Genomic DNA, 19,529 nt, shown 5'->3' on the forward strand with positions numbered 1-19,529 from the left:
AGGATTTAAGATTTCGAATAATAAACTTTGTTAATCGTGACATAGTTTCTAAATTATACTTACTTTTGCCTTGATTTTGCAATGTCGAGATTACAAATATGAGCGAAAGTATAAATCATACAGGATTTGTAGAGAAGATCGATGGCGACACCGTCTTCGTCCGCATTACCCAACAATCCGCATGCTCGGGATGCCACGCACAGTCTATGTGCTCGGCTTCCGAGAAAAAGGATAAGATCATTGAGGTACCCGATCGGTCGGGACGGTTTCGCGTTAACGAGGAAGTGATGATATGCGGACAAAATTCCATGGGGCTTCAGGCCGTATTGTTGGCATTTGTCATTCCTTTGGTGATAGTCGTAGGGGCCATCGTGGTCGGTACGAATCTACAATGGGACGAGACCACGAGCGGGTTAACCGGTTTATCGCTTTTGCTGCCTTATTACTGTATACTATACTTAATGCGTGACAAACTAAAAAGACGATTTATATTTACTTTGAAAAAACTTAATTGATAATATATCATGATTTTAATTGCCGTTATTTCATTAGGAGCAATCGGGGCGGTCGGAGCGGTTTTCCTCTACGCTGCTTCCAAGAAATTTGAAGTCTACGAAGATCCTCGCATCGCACAAGTACAGGAAGTCCTTCCCGGGGCGAACTGTGGAGGTTGCGGTTATCCGGGTTGCGCCGGATTCGCGGGTGCTTGCGTAAAAGCTGACTCTTTAGACGGATTGCTCTGCCCCGTTGGTGGTGGCCCGGTCATGGCCAAGGTCGCTACAATACTGGGTAAAGAGGCGGGTACAGCCGAACCCATGGTAGCCGTTGTCCGTTGCAACGGAACTTGTCAGGCCCGCCCACGTACAAACTCTTATGATGGAACGAAAAGTTGCGCCATCGCCTCTACCCTTTACGGAGGCGAGACGAATTGTTCTTTCGGTTGCCTTGGTTATGGCGACTGCGTGAACGCCTGCGCTTTCGACGCTATCCACATCAACCCGGCTACGGGAATCGCCGAGGTAGACGAGGAAAAATGTACTTCCTGTGGTGCTTGTGTGAAGGCTTGCCCGAAGAATATCATCGAGCTAAGAAAGAAAGGACCTAAATCACGCCGGATTTACGTTTCTTGCGTAAATAAGGACAAGGGAGCCGCCGCTCGCAAGGCTTGTGCCAACGCTTGTATCGGCTGTGGCAAATGTGCCAAGGAATGTCCGTTCGAGGCGATCACCGTAACAAATAACGTAGCTTATATCGATTATACGAAGTGTCGTTTATGCCGCAAATGCGTGGCTGTATGTCCGACAGGAGCTATTCATGAGCTGAATTTCCCTCCTCGCAAGGAAGCCGCTCCCGCTCCGAAAGCGGAGACCGTGAAACCGGTGCCGAAGGCAGAGGCTACCGTGAAACCGGAAGCCACACCGAAAGCTACAAGTGAAGAAAAAACAAATCTAAATTAAAATCTAATAGTATGCTAAGGACATTTCGAATCGGAGGTATACATCCCCCCGAGAATAAACTGTCTGCCGGTAAGAAAATTACGGCTCTCGCTACGCCTAAACAGGTGATTATCCCCCTCAGCCAGCATATCGGCGCCCCGGCGCAGGCCGTGGTGAAGAAAGGGGATCTGGTAAAGGTGGGTACATTGCTAGCCAAGGCGGGTGGTTTCGTATCAGCGAACATCCACTCTTCCGTATCCGGCAAAGTGAACAAGATAGATAACGCTCTCGACGCTAGCGGATACAAACGTCCCGCTATATATATAGATGTGGAAGGTGATGAATGGGAAGAGACGATCGACCGCAGCGAGACCTTAGTGAAGGAGTGTGCGCTGTCTTCCAAGGAAATCGTGGATAAGATCGCCGCTTCCGGTATCGTCGGTCTGGGTGGAGCGACTTTCCCTACGCAGGTGAAATTGATGCCGCCTCCCGGAAACAAGGCAGAGATCGTAATCATCAACGCCGTGGAGTGTGAGCCTTATCTTACTTCCGACCATTCGTTGATGCTGGAGAAAGGCGAGCAAATCCTAGTCGGTGTCACGATCCTAATGAAAGCGGTTAACGTGAACAAGGCCGTGATCGGTATCGAGAATAACAAGCCGGACGCTATCGCCCATCTGCAAAAGTTGGCGGTAAATTATAAAGGTATAGAGATCATGCCGCTTAAGGTACAATATCCGCAAGGAGGCGAGAAACAATTGATCGACGCCGTTATTCGCCGTCAGGTAAAAAGTGGTGCGCTTCCTATCTCGGCGGGTGCCGTGGTACAGAACGTAGGAACTGCTTATGCCGTTTACGAGGCGGTACAAAAGAATAAACCGTTGTTCGAGCGTGTGGTGACGATCACGGGTAAGGCGGTAGCTAATCCTTCCAATTTCTTGGTTCGTATGGGAACCCCGATCAGTTGCTTGATCGAGGCCGCAGGTGGCCTGCCCGAGAATACGGGTAAGATTATCGGTGGCGGACCGATGATGGGTAAAGCGTTGATCAGCGCCGAGGTGCCGGTTTGCAAAGGAAGCTCCGGCGTTTTATTACTGACGAAAGAGGAGTCTGTCCGCAAGCCGATCCGGGATTGCATCCGTTGCGCCAAATGCGTAGGTGTCTGCCCGATGGGATTAAACCCTACCCTATTGATGAACGCCACGGAATTCCAGAATTGGGAATTGGCGGAGAAGAACTATATCACCGACTGTATCGAGTGCGGGTCGTGTAGTTATACCTGTCCGGCCAACCGTCCGTTGCTGGATCAGATCCGGTTGGGTAAAGGAAAAGTTATGGGTATTATCCGGTCTAGAAAGTCATAAAACAAGAGCAACATGGAAAATAATTTATACGTATCGCCCTCGCCCCACATCCATGGTGGCGACAGCATAAGCAAAAATATGTATGGTGTACTGATTGCCCTTATCCCGGCTTTCTTGGTATCCCTTTATTTCTTCGGTCTGGGAGCGTTGATCGTTACGGTCGTATCGGTTCTGGCCTGTATGATATTCGAGTATTTGATCCAGCGATTCCTGATGAAAAAGGAACCGACCCTTTGCGATGGCTCAGCTATCCTGACAGGTGTATTGCTGGCCTTCAACCTACCTTCCAACCTTCCGGTCTGGATCATTATTATCGGAGCGTTGGCGGCGATCGGCATCGGCAAGATGTCTTTCGGTGGATTAGGTAATAATATTTTCAATCCGGCGTTAGTCGGACGTGTATTCTTATTGATCTCCTTCCCGGCACAGATGACGACTTGGCCGGTGGTAGATGCCTTGAACGTTTTCCCGATGACTTATACGGACGCCCAGACCGGCGCGACGGTACTGTCGTTGATGAACGAGGGCGTGACCGAGCTTCCGTCTTACGGGAATATGCTTGTAGGGGCTATGGGAGGTAGTCTCGGTGAAGTGAGCGCCGTGGCCTTGATCCTCGGTCTTTTATTCATGCTATGGAAAAAGATCATCACTTGGCAGATCCCGGTATCCATCTTGGCTACCGTATTCGTATTCACGGGTATCATGCACTTGGTGAATCCGGTACAATACGCCAGCCCGTTTGTTCACTTATTATCCGGCGGTTTGTTATTAGGCTCCATCTTTATGGCGACCGACTACGTAACCTCGCCGATGAGCAAGAACGGAATGCTTGTCTACGGCGTGGGAATCGGAATCCTTACCACGGTGATCCGTTTGTTCGGGTCTTACCCGGAAGGTATGTCGTTCGCTATCCTGATCATGAACGCATTTACTCCGCTAATCAACAGCTATATCAAACCTAAACATTTCGGAGGAAAGTAAGCATGGCAAAATTAAAATCAACATTACCCAATATGCTCCTTTCACTAACAGGCATTTGCTTGGTAGCAGGGGCGATCCTAGCCGGAGTGAACCAGTTTACCGCCGGCCCTATAGCGGTAGCCAAAGCGACCGCCTTGGAGGAAGCGATTAAAGCCGTTGCTCCCGAGTTCGACAACAAACCGACTGAGGACGTCTATATGGCAGTCTCCTCCGATGGTGATTCCCTCAAGATTTATCCTGCCAAGAAAGGCGGACAAGTCGTTGGCGGAGCCGTAGAGAGTAATACGAAAAAAGGCTTTAGCGGCGAGATACGGGTTATCGTAGGTTTCGATATGGATGGCAAGATATTGAACTATTCCGTATTGCAACACGCCGAGACTCCGGGCTTGGGAGCCAAGATGCAAGAATGGTTCCGTGCGGACAAGAACAAGCAAAGTGTCTTGGGACGTACGATTCCGGACGGAGGCTTAAAAGTAACAAAAGATGGTGGCGACGTGGACGCTATCACGGCAGCGACCATCTCCAGCCGTGCGTTCCTCGATGCCGTGAACCGTGCGTATAGCGCATTCGCCGGCGTAGACGGACTAACGGGTGCCACTTCAACTGATAACAAATAAAAAGGGAGGACAGAACAATGAGTAATCTAAAAATATTGATGAATGGTATCATCACGGAGAACCCGACATTTGTATTACTGTTAGGTATGTGTCCGACCTTGGGAACGACCTCTTCGGCCATCAACGGCATGAGTATGGGATTGGCTACGATGTTCGTATTGATTTGCTCGAATATCGTGATCTCCGCCTTGAAAAACGTAATCCCCGACTTGGTGCGTATCCCGGGATATATCGTTGTGATTGCGACGTTCGTGACCGTAGTGCAGATGTGCATGGAAGCATTCGTTCCGGCTTTATACGCTAGCTTAGGATTATTTATCCCGTTGATCGTGGTAAACTGTATCGTACTAGGACGTGCCGAGGCTTTCGCCGCAAAGAACGGAATTATCCCGTCGGCCCTTGATGGTATCGGAATGGGACTTGGTTTCACGATGGCTCTTACGCTGCTGGGCGCTTGCCGTGAGTTCTTGGGAACCGGTAAGTTATTCAACGTAACCTTGATGCCCGAGGAATATGGTTCGCTGATCTTCGTATTGGCTCCGGGAGCGTTTATCGCCTTGGGTTATCTGGTAGCAATAGTAAACAAACTGCGTAAAGCATAATAAACGGATCATATGGAATATATATTGATATTTATCGCCGCCGTATTCGTTAATAACGTTGTACTGGCACAGTTCTTGGGAATTTGTCCGTTCTTGGGGGTATCTAAGAAAGTGGAGACTGCCGCAGGCATGGGAGCCGCCGTTACGTTCGTGCTTACGATCGCCACGATTGTTACATTCCTCGTGCAAAAATACATATTGGACGCTTTCGGATTAGGGTTCATGCAGACGATCAGTTTCATCTTGATCATCGCCGCCTTGGTTCAGATGGTGGAAATCATATTGAAGAAGGTCTCTCCCGCCCTTTATCAAGCGTTGGGCGTATTCCTTCCGTTGATCACCACGAACTGCTGTATCCTGGGTGTAGCTATCCTTGTAATCCAAAAAGAGTATAATTTATTGGAATCTGTGGTATATGCTATCTCGACCGCTATTGGATTTGCGCTAGCTTTGATTATCTTTGCGGGTATTCGGGAGCAACTAGCCATGACGCATGTTCCGGAAGGCATGAAAGGCACTCCTATCGCCTTGATAACGGCCGGTTTGCTAGCTATGGCTTTTATGGGATTCTCGGGTATCGTATAACAAACTTATCTAAATGAACACTAGAATGAAAAAGAAGATTTTAGTAGCGGGCGGAACCGGTTATATCGGCTCACACACCACAGTAGAATTGCAGAACGCCGGATATGAGGTAGTCATTATCGACGATTTGTCAAACTCGAATATCGAGGTGCTCGATGGTATCGAGAAAATCACGGGCATCCGTCCGGAGTTTATCCAATTGGATCTAAAGGATAAGGAAGGTACTCGCAAGGCATTGGAAGCTCATCCGGGCATCAAAGGCATTATCTTGTTCGCCGCTAGCAAGGCGGTAGGAGAATCCGTACAGCAGCCTTTGAAGTATTATCGCAATAATATTGTCACTTTGGTGAACTTGTTGGAGATGATGCCTGAATTCAATATCGAAGGTATCGTATTCTCTTCCTCTTGTACGGTATACGGACAACCGGACCCGGAGAACTTGCCGGTAACCGAGAATGCCCCGATCAAACCCGCTATGTCTCCTTATGGAAACACGAAGCAGATCAACGAGGAGATTATCCGGGATACGATCCACGCAGGAGCGCCTTTCAAGAGCATCATCTTGCGCTACTTCAACCCGATAGGCGCTCACCCAAGCGCAGAGATCGGCGAGTTGCCAAATGGTGTTCCCCAGAACTTGATCCCGTACTTGACACAGACGGCTATGGGTATCCGCAAGGAACTAAGCGTATTTGGCGATGATTATGATACAGCAGACGGTTCTTGCATCCGTGACTATATCAATGTCGTAGACTTGGCGAAAGCACATGTAATCGCTATGGACCGTATGCTTGAGAATAAGTCTGATGAGCATATCGAGATATTCAACCTAGGTACCGGCAATGGTGTTTCTGTCCTTGAACTGATCAATACCTTCGAGCAGACAACAGGCGTTAAGGTTCCGCACAAGATCGTGGGCCGTCGTGAAGGTGATATCGAGAAGGTATGGGCCAATCCGGAGCACGCGAATAAGGTATTAGGCTGGACCGCCAAGGAGACTTTAGCCGACACCCTGCAATCCGCATGGAACTGGCAGAAACGTTTGAGAGAACGTGGCATCCAGTAAATAACACAAAAAAAGAGGCCGTATCTGATAGCGCTTAGCTAAGATACGGCCTTTTTTATATCCTTATATCTACAAGTACTTCTCTAAGATCTCAAGAACCTTCCCGAAATCGATCGGCTTAGCGATATGCTCATTCATTCCGGATTCTTTACACAACTTGATGTCTTCCGCAAATGCGTTCGCAGACATGGCTATTATCGGCATGGACTTGATATCCGGACGTTCTAATGCCCGAATATGGCGAGTAGAGTCGTACCCGTTCATGACCGGCATCTGGATATCCATAAATACCAAGTCATAATATCCCGGACTAGAGTTTTTTACCATATTCACCGCGACAAGGCCATTTTCCGCCTCCTCTACCACCGCACCGGTCTCTTCTAGCAACACAGTCGCTATTTCCCTATTCAAGCTATTATCTTCCACCAGCAAGATCCGCTTACCCTCAAAGTTACCGAAAGGATATTGAGGCTTCTCCGTCTCTTCCTCTTTTTTCTCTTGCTTGATAGCGAAACTTTTCATCAAATAAAATAACTTGGATTTCATCAACGGCTTACTTATGAATCCATCGACACCGGCTCGTTGGGCTATTTCCTCAAAATGCGGACAATCATAAGCGGAAAGAATAATGATCGGAATATCCCGGCCAACGACTTTTCGGATACGGGTAGCGGTCTCGATCCCATCCATTCCCGGCATTTTCAGATCAAGGATAACGGCAAAATAGTCATCATTAAGATGATGTGCCCTCTCTACTTTCCCGATAGCCTCCTCACCAGAAATGGCATACTCGCCTTTCATACCGATCTCGTTAATCCTCATACATGCGTTCTCGCAACACACGATATCATCGTCTACCACGAGAACCGGTAAATCCCTTAAATGATCATCCTCAAAACACCCTTGATCCTGCAATTTCAACTGCATCGTAAATGTAAAAACGGAACCTTTGCCATATTCACTCTCCACCAGAATCTCACCATTCATCATATGAGCGATATTACGGCTTATCGCCATGCCTAAGCCGGTTCCTTGTATATTCCGCAGGGTTGCGTCTTCCGCACGTTCAAATGGCTCGAAAACCTTGTGTAAGAAATCCGGCTTTATCCCGATACCATTGTCTATAACCGTAACCTCAAATAAACCATAATCACCATTTTTAATTGGCTTTTCCCGTATCTCAAGTGTTATTTTCCCATAGTCCGGCGTATACTTTATGGCGTTCGACAGCAAATTCAACAATACTTGCTGAATCCGTTGCACATCGCCAATCAGCTTTTCATGTTTGACTTGAAACAAGTGAACCCGGAAATCCTGAAACTTCTGACTGACCGAAGTCTGAACCATAGTAATTACGCTTTGCAATAACTCGCCCATATCGAACTCCTCGTCTGTCAGCAAAATATGTCCGCTCTCTACCTTAGACATATCCAAGACCTCATTGATCAAGTTCAATAACAATTTGGAAGAAACCATAATTTTCTTCAAGCAATCCACTATACGCTCCCGATCGTCGATATGCATACTGGCGATAGTGGTCATACCGATAATGGCATTCATCGGAGTACGTATATCATGGCTCATACGGGATAAGAAATCCGATTTAGCCTGATTTGCCGATTTAGCCACTTGTAGGGCATCTTGAAGTAATTGCCTTTGCCGCTCTTCCTCACGAACCTCCATAATATCGGTCCGGGTCAAAAGAAGTATATTCCTCTCCTTATCGAAAAAGCTAAAACGCATCTTCTTATCCCTAAAAACGCCATTCTCCATCACCTGACAGAACAAGACATACTCACGGGAATTTCGTAAGACAGATAAGACATGATCTAGGGAAAGATTTCGGGTTAACTCATCTCGCTGATCCTCCGGCACATATTTGTGGTGGAACTCGGCTACCTCTTTTTCATAGTCATTACTCGCTATCGGGGGGACCGGCGTCCCACTTTCACGATTGGAAGTATACATGACATAGCTATTCGTGTTTGCCTCTATATAAACGACATAATCATACTCAGTCTGAACGGCAGCCTCTACGATCTGTGCCTTGCGGCAATGATTCACATAACGGCTGGAAAGAATGATACGATCCGGAATTCCACTCTTATCTTTCAAGATACGAATAAAAGCCTCATGCCACTCAAAACCAAACAAATCATTACAGAAACGCATGTCTAACTTCTTATTCGCTACGCCGCTAGCCGCCATTTGCCGCAATGAATTCAAGGATAAGATCTCCTCCCATTTCCCTAAATCCGCAGGATATACATATTCTTGAATGTAAGTCTGGCAAAGTTCTGTATAATCCAAACATTCTCCTTCCCTTTCGGGAGTCATCGAATCTTTGATTATCTCAACCTTTTCATTACCTAATGTGACGATCCAAAGCGTATCGACTAGCTCGTTTACACCACAGAGTAGTTCTTCCAAATTTAAAGTAGTATTTGTCATTTTCAATGATATAGATTTAATTAAGAGGAATAGAGATCCTATGATTTTGAGAGTATTTCATCAAGCCTCCCTCTCCAATCCTCTCCATTCAAAGGCTGATAGGTATGGAACCCTAGTTCCTGCCCCACTACGATATTATTCTTACCATCATCTACAAATAATGTTTCCTCTGGTTTGATTCCTGAATCCAAGACCATGCGATCAAAAATTTCACGATCCGGCTTCGTGACACCGATCTCATAAGAGAGATACAATTTATCGAAATAATCATTTAATGGACGGCCCGCCGGCGTAAACTCTTTTGTCTGTGCCCATTCAAGCTGTATGATCGGATTTGTATTGCTCAATAAATAGACTTGATATTTCTCACGGAGTTTTAATATGTAGTCCAATTTATATTGGGGAACGCCGCCAATGAAGCCAAACCAAGCCCAACAAATATCCTCATAAGAAAGGTCTTTACCCGTATACTTCCGTAAATAGCGACAAAACTCCTCTACTCCGATCTTTCCGGTCTCCAAATCTTGAAAAACCCCTTTTTGTTCGTAAGGATCTATCAATCCATCGGCATCTTTGACCCCAATCTCTATTAAACGGCGAACAGGTTCATCCCGGTCCAAATCTATGATAACGCCCCCCAGATCGAATACTATATTTTTTATTTTACCCATTGCGATACTATTTAAGTCCCAAAGATACAATTTATTCCGTATATCTAGGTTACAAGGATAAAAAAGGGTATAATCTTCAACGATTATACCCCAATCCAAAGCTATATTTATGTATATAAGACTTAATCCAATTTATGGATCACCAAACCAGAGCGAAGCTTCGGTTCGAACCACGTCGTCTTCGGCGGCATGATATTACCCGTATCGGCGATATCCATCAATTGCTTCATCGTAACGGGATACAAAGCCAAGGCAACCTTCATCTCACCGCTATCCACACGGCGTTTCAATTCACCCAGGCCACGGATACCTCCCACGAAATCGATTCGCTTGTCCGAACGTAAATCCTTAATGCCTAAAATCTCATCCAGAATCAAGTTCGAAGAGATCGTGACATCCAATACGCCTATCGGGTCATTATCATCGTACGTACCGGGCTTAGCGGTCAAAGAATACCATTTCCCTCCTAAATACAGGGAGAAATTGTGCAAGGCACCCGGTTTGTAAATAGCAGAGCCCTTCTCCTCTACCACGAAGTTTTTCGTTAATCTCTCAACGAATTGTTCCTCGGTCAAGCCGTTCAAGTCTTTTACCACACGGTTGTAATCGATAATGGTCAATTGGTTGGCCGGGAAGCAAACAGCCATGAAATAGTTATACTCCTCGTCTCCCTTATGATCCGGGTTTTGCTTGGCCTTCTCCGCTCCTACCAAAGCAGCAGCGGCGGAACGATGATGTCCGTCGGCAATATACAACGCAGGCATCTCCCCGAATAACTCCGTGATGCGGGCGATGTCCTTATCCTCATCGATAATCCAGAACGTATGGCCGAAACCGTCTAATTTCGCCACGAAATTATATTCGGGCTCACGAGCCGTATATTTCATAACGATAGCGTCTAACTCTGAGTTGTCGGGATAAGCGAAGAATACCGGCTCGATATTAGCGTTGTTGACACGTACGTGCTTCATGCGATCCTCCTCCTTGTCACGGCGGGTCAGCTCATGTTTCTTGATCGTGCCATTCATATAATCGGGAACATAAGCCCCGACTACCAACCCATATTGAGTCTTGCCATTCATGGTTTGGGCATAAACATAATAGCATTCTTTCTGATCCTGAACCAACCAACCTTTTTCCTGAAAATTATTGAAATTGGCGGCGGCCTTCAGGTAAACAGCCGGATCATGCTCATCCGTCCCTTCTGGGAAATCGATTTCCGGTTTAATGATATGGTAAAGGGATTTCTCGTTTCCTTCCGCTTCCGCACGAGCTTCTTGCGAGTTCAATACGTCATAGGGACGGGAAGCCACCTCCTCTATAAATTCTTTTGGCGGACGAACTCCCTTGAAAGGTTTTATTTTTGCCATGGTAATTAAATCTAATTGGTTTATGTATCAATGTAGAGACGGGGCGTGCCCCGTCTCTACAACCGGATATTCTTATTTATTAACCCGATACTTTTCATTGCCATTCACCAAGAAATCAACGATCTGCTTGGCGGCGGCGATACCAGCGTTGATATTAGCCTCGGCGGTCTGGGCACCCATCTTTTTCGGGGTGCTGAAATAACGACCGGCATATTTCTCGGCCAATTCCGCATGGATAGCGGGCATAATATCTGTCAAGTACTTGAAGTCCGGACGCTCTTCCAACATCTTAGCGAGTCCAGCCTCATCCATCACCTCCTTACGAGCCGTATTCACTACGATAGCTCCCTTCGGCATGGAATTCATCAACTCGAAATTGATAGAACCCTTCGTCTCGGCCGTAGCCGGAATATGCAAAGAGACGATTTGGCAAGCCTTAAACAAATCGGCTGTAGAAGCTACAGCCTTCACACCATCGGCCTCAATCACGGAAGCCGGACAGAACGCATCGTAAGCGTAAACCTCCATACCGAAGCCTTTAGCGATACGAGCCACGTTACGGCCCACGTTTCCATAAGCCAAGATACCCAATTTCTTTCCTTTCAACTCTGTTCCGGAAGTACCGTTATAGAAATTACGAACCCCGTACACCAACATACCGAATACCAATTCGGCGACAGCGTTAGAGTTTTGTCCCGGCGTATTCATCACGCATACCTTATGGGCAGTAGCCGCATCCAAGTCCACGTTATCATACCCCGCACCGGCACGAACCACGATCTTCAGGTTCTTAGCGGCATCCAATACCTCAGCGTCCACCTTATCGCTACGGATAATCACGGCATCGGCATCCTTAACCGCATCCAGCAATTGCGCCTTCTCTGTATATTTCTCCAAAAGAGCCAGTTCCATGCCAGCGCCTTCCACTACCTCCCGGATGCCTTTCACAGCGACAGCGGCGAAAGGTTTCTCTGTAGCAACTAATATCTTTGCCATGTCTGAATCCTCCTTAATTAATATTGTTTCTCGAACTCTTTCATGCAAGCTACCAAAGCCTCCACGCTGCTCTTCGGCATCGCGTTATAAAGAGAGGCACGGAAACCACCTACAGAACGGTGTCCCTTGATACCTACCATACCAGCAGCAGTAGCATATTTACTGAACTCGTCCTCCAACTCCTTATACTCATCATTCATCACGAAACAAACATTCATGATCGAACGATCTTCCTCCGCTACCGTACCACGGAACAACTTATTGCGATCGATCTCATCGTATAAGATCGCCGCGTTCTCAAGATCCTTCTTCTCCATAGCGGCGATACCACCTTGTTCCTTATACCATTTCAAGGTCTGTAAAGCCGCGTAAATAGGCAATACAGGAGGTGTATTGAACATGGAATCCTTTTTAATATGGGTAGCGTAGTTCAACATGGTCGGGATCGGACGGTCTACATGTCCTAAAGCGTCCACACGAACGATAGCCAAAGTCACGCCGGCAGGAGCCAAGTTCTTTTGAGCACCCGCATAGATAATATCATATTTGGAAATATCGATCGGACGAGAGAAAATATCGGAAGACATATCGCAAACCAAACGTTGCTTCACATCCGGATCCTTACGCATCTCTGTTCCGTAAATCGTATTATTAGAAGTAAAATGGAAATAATCCGAGTCATCAGCGATCGCATAACCCTTCGGGATGTAAGTATAGTTCTTGTCTTTGGAAGAAGCGACAACATCTACCTCCCCAAACAACTTAGCTTCCTTGATAGCGTTCGAAGCCCATGTGCCGGTATCCAAATAAGAGGCTTTCTTATTCAACAGATTGTAAGGAACCATACAGAACTGCATGCTGGCGCCACCGCCCATGAATACAACCTCATAGCCTGCCGGAACATCCAGTAATTCCTTGATCAACGCACGTGCCTCGTCGTTTACGGCTACAAACTCCTTACTTCTATGAGAGATCTCAAGAAGTGATAACCCCATACCCGCAAAATTTTCTACCGCAGCGGCTGTATTCTTAATTGTATACTCGCTCAAGATAGAAGGACCTGCATAAAAATTGTGCTTCTTCATACCAATGTCTTTTTAGAATGTTATTATAAATAAAGTAACTATTTTTTCAAAAACAGGCGGCTAATGTAACTATTTTTTCTCATTTGCCGACACTTTTCGAGCATTTTTTAATTTACAATCAGAATATGTCAATTAAAAACGATCTCCCCAAAGGCGCCTCATTTGCTCAATTAGTTTGTGCTCGGCCGGATTTTCCTGTCCTTTCCACAAACGTTCGCCCAAAATTTCCTTCGGAAGATACTCCTGCTTTACAAAATGATTTTCGTAGTCGTGCGCATATTTATATTCCTTGCCATACTCCAATTCAGCCATTAATTTGGTAGGCGCGTTGCGTAGATGAAGCGGTACGGGTAAATTCCCAGTCCGGTTAACAAGTGCCAAAGCGTCGTTGATCGCCATATAGGCCGAATTACTTTTCGGGCTGCAAGCCAGATAAACGGTCGTCTCGGCCAGGATGATCCGGCCCTCCGGCCAGCCGATCTTCTTCAAGGCATCGAAACATGCGTTCGCCAGCAAAAGCGCATTCGGATTCGCCAATCCGATATCCTCAGAAGCGGAGATCACCAACCGCCGTGCGATAAACTCAGGGTCTTCTCCCCCGGCCACCATACGGGCGAGCCAGTAAATGGCGCCATCGGGATCGCTACCCCGGATCGACTTGATAAAAGCGGAGATTATATCGTAATGCATCTCCCCTCCCTTATCATACGCCGCAGGGTTCTCCTGCAACCTCTCCACTACCTTCTCATCCAGAATCTCAATATCGTCACTCTCCTCGGCAGACACCACCAGTTCCAGAATATTCAGCAACTTCCGGGCGTCTCCTCCCGAGTAACGTAACATGGCATCCGTTTCCGTCAGCCTTATGTTTTTATCCTTCAGAACGACATCCTCGGCGATCGCCTTATGCAATAGCGTAAGCAAGTCATTCTTGTCCAGCGATTTCAACACGTACACCTGACAACGGGATAACAAAGGACGGATTACCTCGAACGAGGGATTCTCCGTGGTTGCCCCAATCAGCGTCACCACGCCCGTCTCCACGGCGTTCAGCAATGAGTCTTGCTGCGACTTACTGAACCGGTGTATCTCATCAATAAACAATATCGGTGATACCGTATTGAAGAAGCGGTTGCTCTTGGCCTTCTCTATCACCTCCCGCACGTCCTTCACTCCCGAACTGATCGCGCTTAACGTATAAAAAGGCGCATCCAACTTATTCGCTATGATCTGCGCTAAGGTAGTCTTCCCTACTCCCGGCGGCCCCCACAATATAAAAGAGGGAACCCGTCCCGCATCAATCATCTTCCTCAACACGGCTCCCTGGCCTACCAGGTGCTTCTGTCCGATATAATCATCCAACGTCTTCGGACGTAATCTCTCTGCTAATGGTTGACTCATCATGGAAGCAAAAGTCGGACATTTTATTTACTTTTCAAAGGATAAGTCAAGAAATTTATCGTATAAAAAGAATGTTAAACAACAGGAAATAGTGACATAATGAAAGAGTAATCATCACAAACACACTTTTACCCATATAATATACTAACATTATGACAATAAAAATTTAACATTCCCTTAGTTCCCTATCCTTTTTATCCCATACTTTTAGCGATATCTTCTTAACACATTATACCTTCTTTCTTGAAGCATTAAATATCTATCAACTGGTGCATGATCATGCAACGACTGTTAGATGATCATGCACCAATTGTTAGATGATCTATATTTCCATATAAAACCAATAAGCCTTCCAAGGAAATGGGATAAGGGAAGCTATCAAAACATGTAAGATATATAACAAAAAAAGATGCCCCTCCATAATCGGAGAGGCACCCTATACATTATATTATATATGTTAGATTAGCGAGTTCCGCCAGCCCACCATACAGGCTCTGAATATACGTATTGACCGTCGCCATAAGCGGCTTTTACTTCCGGATTTGATACCACGTCACTATTACCATAAGGCATACGAAGAGGGAATTTTTTCGTATTCGCCAATGTCACGAAATTCTCTCCTAATCCTTTCATTCTACGGATATCATTAAAAGTCTCGGTAGCCTCTCCCGATGCCCCCCACAAAGCCAGATATTTCTGGATCATGGTCTCTTTCAAAGGATTTACAGCAAACAGCGGTTTAACTTGGTTCTCGAAATATGTATTGGCCGTCTCCTCTGTCATTTTTTCTGAATTCACGACCATTTTGCTACCCATATAAGTGATAGCAGAAGAGACACTTCTTTCAGCATTTGCGATTCCGGCAGCTACCGCCTCTTTCAACGCTTTCTCGGCGTCAGACGTACGGTTTAAGCGACATAACGCCTCAGCTTGCAAGAATTTCAACTCATGATAACTCATCAACATCGTAGGAGCCGTGTTTGAATATACAAAGGCGGAAACACCATATTTCTGCATATTCTGCTCAGGAGTACCATTCGGGGCCGGAACTAAGTTCTTATCAGCAGAGCCTGTAACCTGTACGCGTTTCTTGTCAGCCGTAGTAGGAGAAAGCATCACTCTTTCCAATCGAGGATCTTTACGCTCAATCAACTTGTCCGTCAAGCTCTGGCTATTGGCAAAACCAGCGCGAGAATCGAAGTAACCAAAGAATGGGTTGATATTATTCGCATCATAGACAGCGTATGCAGCCTCGTCATCCGCAGAAGTAAAAGATTTTGATACATAGTCCAAAACCTTATTCAAGTCAGCTTGCTTATCCGTGGAACGATTGATCAGACGCATCGTATAACGAGCCTTCAAACCATAAGCGAATTTAATCCATTTCTCGGCATCTCCATTATACAAATAATCATACGTACCAACCGGTGAACGATCAGACTGATTCAAATCCTCGATCGCCTTGTCCAAGGAGGCCATTATAGAGACATAAATCTCCTCTTGCTTATCTATTTTAGGATTCATATTCACCGGTGAGCCATTCTCATCCAATAAAGAAGCTTCACTATAAGGTGTATCTCCAAATATATCCGCCAATAGAGCGCCATTGTAAGCTTCCATGACCTCAGCGATACCTCTCGTCACTAAATTTCCCTCATCACGCTTACCTTCTTGACATTGACCGATAATAACACGAGCGTTCTTCAAGCTTGTATAAACATTTCCCCACGTATTCTCAAACGTAGAAGAGGCAGAAGGCTCATTCAAACGAATTTCCGCGTTATATAACTGGTTTTCGATACCCACTTCATATTCCACGTAGGAAGATGAATAGGTATTGAAGTCTCCGCTAACGTTGGAAAATGCAGTAGAAGTAATCAAGTCGGCCAAGATAAATTTGCCATCCACGCTATTTGTATGGCTCGTATCTTGGTTAATCCGATCCATTACATCCTCGGAACATCCAGCCAATGCCAAGGATACGGCCGACATAACAGCCAACCCTTTAAATGATTTTATTATTGTATTCATATATATCTGTCTTCTTTATAAATTAGAAATTTACGTTGACACCAAAACCGTAGCTAGATGTACCCGGTAAGGAGAAACGCTCGAAAGCGCCAGCCATATTGTTATTTCCTTGAGTAGCCTCCGGATCGAAGCCTTTTATCTCAGACCATACAATGATATTACGGGCGAAAACATTCACGTTTACATTCAAGTTATCTTTCTTATATACAGGATATGACAATGAAAGTTCACGCAATTTCAAGAACGAGTTGTCATAGACATAGGCTTCGTCAATGCCCCTCACGCTTTTGAAATACTCCTCTGCATCTGATCCTTTCACTCCACCCGTATAGGGAACATAGATAGGTTTACCATCCGCATCTACGCCCTTCTGTTCAACAGCAGCATAGTCAAAATGATATTTATCACTCTTACGAACCTCTCCAGATAACTTACTTGTACCGTAGAAGTTCGTCTCACCAGCCGTACCACTATACATTTGTCCACCTTGCTTCCAGTCAAATACAGCAGCCAAACGGAATTTATACAACTCGATATTCGTATTGAAACCCAAACGGAAATCAGGAGAAACCTTACCGATTACTTGGGTCTCACCAGCCTCTGGTATACCTTTTTCGTTTACTACAATTCGTCCTTCGCCATCACGTTTGTAACCAACACCATAGATTACCGGGAATTTATCGCCGATACCTGCACGTACTTGAGGAGTCACGAAACCACCCAACATAATGCTCTCTACGCCCGGAGCCAACTCGTCTACATAATTGTCGATCTTTGAGAAGTTAAAAGCGAAGTCCAGCTTGAAATTCTTCGTATCAACCGGAGAGATACCTAATGTAATCTCATGTACGTTTGAGTGCATCTTTCCACCATTCATCATCATACTGGAAGCACCTGTGGAACCAGCCAAAGGCACCTCGAAGATTTGGTCTTTCACGTTCTGACGAGAATACGTATAATTCAATGAAACTAAACCGTTCAAGAAAGTCAAGTCAGCACCAAGCTCATAAGACTTCGTGTTCTGAGGCTTCAAGTTCGGATCATAAACCACGAAATAAGGAATATACGCCATATTTCCATTAATCGGATACATAATAGGTGTTCCCTGGAAGAAACCACCACCATAACTTGGCGTATAATAATAAGACGGCACATATTCTCCTGCCATACCTACCTCTGCGTAAGAGCCACGGATCTTACCAAATGTCAAGATATCATTCTTCAAGGCTTCCACTTCCGTGAATACCCATCCAAGGGATACGGAAGGATAAAAGAACGAACGGTTATCTCTCGGCATAGAAGACACGATATCGTTACGTCCCGTAACATTCAAATAAAGCATATTCTTCCAAGCCAAAGATAAGCTAGCGAAGTTACCTACCGTACGTTTTCTCTTATACTCATGAGAGCTGTTAAATACAGAAGCGTTGTTCAAATGGTTCCAGCCCGGGAAGTTGAAGCTATATCCCACGGCTTGAGTATTACTGATTCGCTTATCTACAAGCTCATTACCCAACAAAGCATCGAATACGAAGTCCTCATTGATATTCCAGTTATACGTAAACGTCAACAATGAGTTCATCTCATTTACCGTAAAACCGTATTCGCTAGCATAACCATTCGCATAACCAGTTGTACCGTAGCCGTAAATATCAGAGTAATTGGTCGTATAAGCGTCATCACCAATTTGGTATTTCACATCCAATTTATGATTGTCCGTACCAAATTTAGTAGAATACTTCAAGAACGCATTCCCGAAGAAACGTTGAGATCTCTCCGTAAAGCTATTATTGTCGCACGCCCAGTTTCCATCATCGATCCAGTTCTCACGGAACGTATTCTGAGTATAAGGATCACCTTCGATATGGGAAGGTATGCCCGCCATAGTATAACTGATAGGAGCCGTATAAACCGTAGCGGTAACACCGTCATTAGCGGTTCCTTGCTTCTTGATCTTTGATGTCACGAAGTTTCCGTTAAAACCAGTCGTCCAGTTATCATGCAATTGTGCCTCACCCGACAGCTTCACGTTATAACGATCCATTCCCGTAGAACGAACGATACCATCAGAAGTCGTATTACCCAAAGAGAATGAATAGTTTCCTTTATCGAAAGACTGAGCTACATTCACGGAGTTACTCCAAGTAACGCCAGTCTGGAAGAAATCTTTCGCATTATTATAAGCTTGGGGAGTAGCCCATGGATCCAATCCTGCCGCAGCACGCTGAGGCACATAGTATTGTCCATTATGCAATCCACCTTTCGTATATTCATTTTGTACATTACCGCCATATACAGGATCATTCGCCAAGTCAGAGATAGACGGTCCCCAGCTAAATCCCGAATATGGGTTATAAGCACCTTCATTACCTTGTCCATATTCAGTTTGTAACTCAGGTAATGTAGAAACCTTATCAAACGCAAGATTCGTGTTGAATGAGATCTGAGGTTTTCCTTTACGAGCACCTTTTCCGCTCTTTGTAGTAATAACGATCACACCATTAGAAGCACGCATACCATACAACGCAGAAGCAGCTTGTCCTTTCAAGATGTTGATACTCTCGATATCGTTCGGATCTAAGTCTACGGCACGGTTCGCATAGTCAGCTCCACTAACACTACCATTATTCATCGTATCCGTATTAACATCCGCCGTAGAAGCGATCGGCATACCATCGATCACATACAAAGGAGAGTTATCCCCTGTAAATGAACGGGCTCCACGGATCATGATCTTGGAAGATGCGCCTGGCATACCCGATGAGGAAGCGATATCGATACCGGATACTTTACCTTGCAAAGCCCCAGACAAACTAGTGTTAGGGCTCACCCGATAAACCTGGGGGATTAAGCATACAGCTTTGTAAGTCTGA

At 45.6% G+C, this 19,529-nt stretch carries 16 protein-coding genes; 8 read left to right on the forward strand and 8 right to left on the reverse strand.

The features are described 5' to 3' along the window. Positions 1-98 precede the first annotated feature (98 nt). From DW033_RS21080 to galE, 8 genes are read left to right on the forward strand one after another with little or no spacing between them, the layout of a single operon-like run. On the forward strand, positions 99-515 hold the full coding sequence (locus DW033_RS21080) for a SoxR reducing system RseC family protein (RefSeq protein ID WP_121961312.1): 417 nt from the start codon (positions 99-101) through the stop codon (positions 513-515). 9 nt (positions 516-524) lie between these two features. Then, a complete protein-coding gene (locus DW033_RS21085) occupies positions 525-1,457 on the forward strand; it encodes a Fe-S cluster domain-containing protein (protein WP_022193142.1) in 933 nt (310 codons plus the stop codon). Positions 1,458-1,468: 11 nt separating this feature from the next. Then, positions 1,469-2,800, forward strand: coding sequence for an electron transport complex subunit RsxC (gene rsxC / locus DW033_RS21090; protein ID WP_005865372.1), 1,332 nt, complete (start codon positions 1,469-1,471; stop codon positions 2,798-2,800). A gap of 12 nt (positions 2,801-2,812) precedes the next feature. Next, positions 2,813-3,781 carry an RnfABCDGE type electron transport complex subunit D gene (locus DW033_RS21095; RefSeq protein WP_005855664.1) on the forward strand — a complete coding sequence of 323 codons (969 nt, stop codon included), beginning with the start codon at positions 2,813-2,815 and terminating at the stop codon, positions 3,779-3,781. Positions 3,782-3,783: 2 nt separating this feature from the next. Further along, positions 3,784-4,398 carry an RnfABCDGE type electron transport complex subunit G gene (locus DW033_RS21100; RefSeq protein WP_008771710.1) on the forward strand — a complete coding sequence of 205 codons (615 nt, stop codon included), beginning with the start codon at positions 3,784-3,786 and terminating at the stop codon, positions 4,396-4,398. Between the two features lie 17 nt (positions 4,399-4,415). Continuing rightward, complete coding sequence (locus DW033_RS21105; protein WP_008771709.1) at positions 4,416-5,000, forward strand: RnfABCDGE type electron transport complex subunit E; 585 nt, start codon at positions 4,416-4,418, stop codon at positions 4,998-5,000. A gap of 12 nt (positions 5,001-5,012) precedes the next feature. Beyond that, the gene (rsxA, locus tag DW033_RS21110; protein WP_005855659.1) at positions 5,013-5,585 is read left to right on the forward strand and encodes an electron transport complex subunit RsxA; all 573 of its coding nucleotides are present in this window, start codon (positions 5,013-5,015) and stop codon (positions 5,583-5,585) included. 25 nt (positions 5,586-5,610) lie between these two features. Continuing rightward, positions 5,611-6,651 carry a UDP-glucose 4-epimerase GalE gene (gene galE / locus DW033_RS21115; RefSeq protein ID WP_005855657.1) on the forward strand — a complete coding sequence of 347 codons (1,041 nt, stop codon included), beginning with the start codon at positions 5,611-5,613 and terminating at the stop codon, positions 6,649-6,651. Between the two features lie 69 nt (positions 6,652-6,720). Here galE and DW033_RS21120 read toward each other — a convergent pair whose 3' ends face one another. From DW033_RS21120 to DW033_RS21155, 8 genes are all read right to left on the reverse strand, one after another. After that, a complete protein-coding gene (locus DW033_RS21120; RefSeq protein WP_121961314.1) occupies positions 6,721-9,102 on the reverse strand; it encodes a hybrid sensor histidine kinase/response regulator in 2,382 nt (793 codons plus the stop codon). Between the two features lie 38 nt (positions 9,103-9,140). After that, positions 9,141-9,773, reverse strand: coding sequence for an HAD family phosphatase (locus DW033_RS21125; RefSeq protein ID WP_057327143.1), 633 nt, complete (start codon positions 9,771-9,773; stop codon positions 9,141-9,143). A gap of 122 nt (positions 9,774-9,895) precedes the next feature. Further along, complete coding sequence (locus DW033_RS21130) at positions 9,896-11,143, reverse strand: DUF1015 domain-containing protein (RefSeq protein WP_005855651.1); 1,248 nt, start codon at positions 11,141-11,143, stop codon at positions 9,896-9,898. A 72-nt stretch (positions 11,144-11,215) separates the two neighbouring features. After that, entirely contained in the window at positions 11,216-12,139 is a 924-nt protein-coding gene (locus DW033_RS21135) for an NAD(P)-dependent oxidoreductase (protein ID WP_005855649.1), read from the reverse strand. Positions 12,140-12,156: 17 nt separating this feature from the next. Further along, positions 12,157-13,224: a 3-phosphoserine/phosphohydroxythreonine transaminase gene (gene serC / locus DW033_RS21140; protein ID WP_121961315.1), complete on the reverse strand. Its 1,068-nt coding sequence runs from the start codon at positions 13,222-13,224 to the stop codon at positions 12,157-12,159. 132 nt (positions 13,225-13,356) lie between these two features. Further along, a complete protein-coding gene (locus DW033_RS21145; RefSeq protein ID WP_005865358.1) occupies positions 13,357-14,628 on the reverse strand; it encodes a replication-associated recombination protein A in 1,272 nt (423 codons plus the stop codon). Positions 14,629-15,087: 459 nt separating this feature from the next. Then, a complete protein-coding gene (locus DW033_RS21150) occupies positions 15,088-16,656 on the reverse strand; it encodes a SusD/RagB family nutrient-binding outer membrane lipoprotein (protein ID WP_008780940.1) in 1,569 nt (522 codons plus the stop codon). A gap of 22 nt (positions 16,657-16,678) precedes the next feature. Further along, on the reverse strand, positions 16,679-19,504 hold the full coding sequence (locus DW033_RS21155) for a SusC/RagA family TonB-linked outer membrane protein (protein WP_122383126.1): 2,826 nt from the start codon (positions 19,502-19,504) through the stop codon (positions 16,679-16,681). Between the last annotated feature and the right edge of the window lie 25 nt (positions 19,505-19,529).

Source organism: Parabacteroides sp. AF39-10AC, from assembly GCF_003635405.1.
GTDB classification, from domain to species: Bacteria; Bacteroidota; Bacteroidia; order Bacteroidales; family Tannerellaceae; genus Parabacteroides; species Parabacteroides distasonis.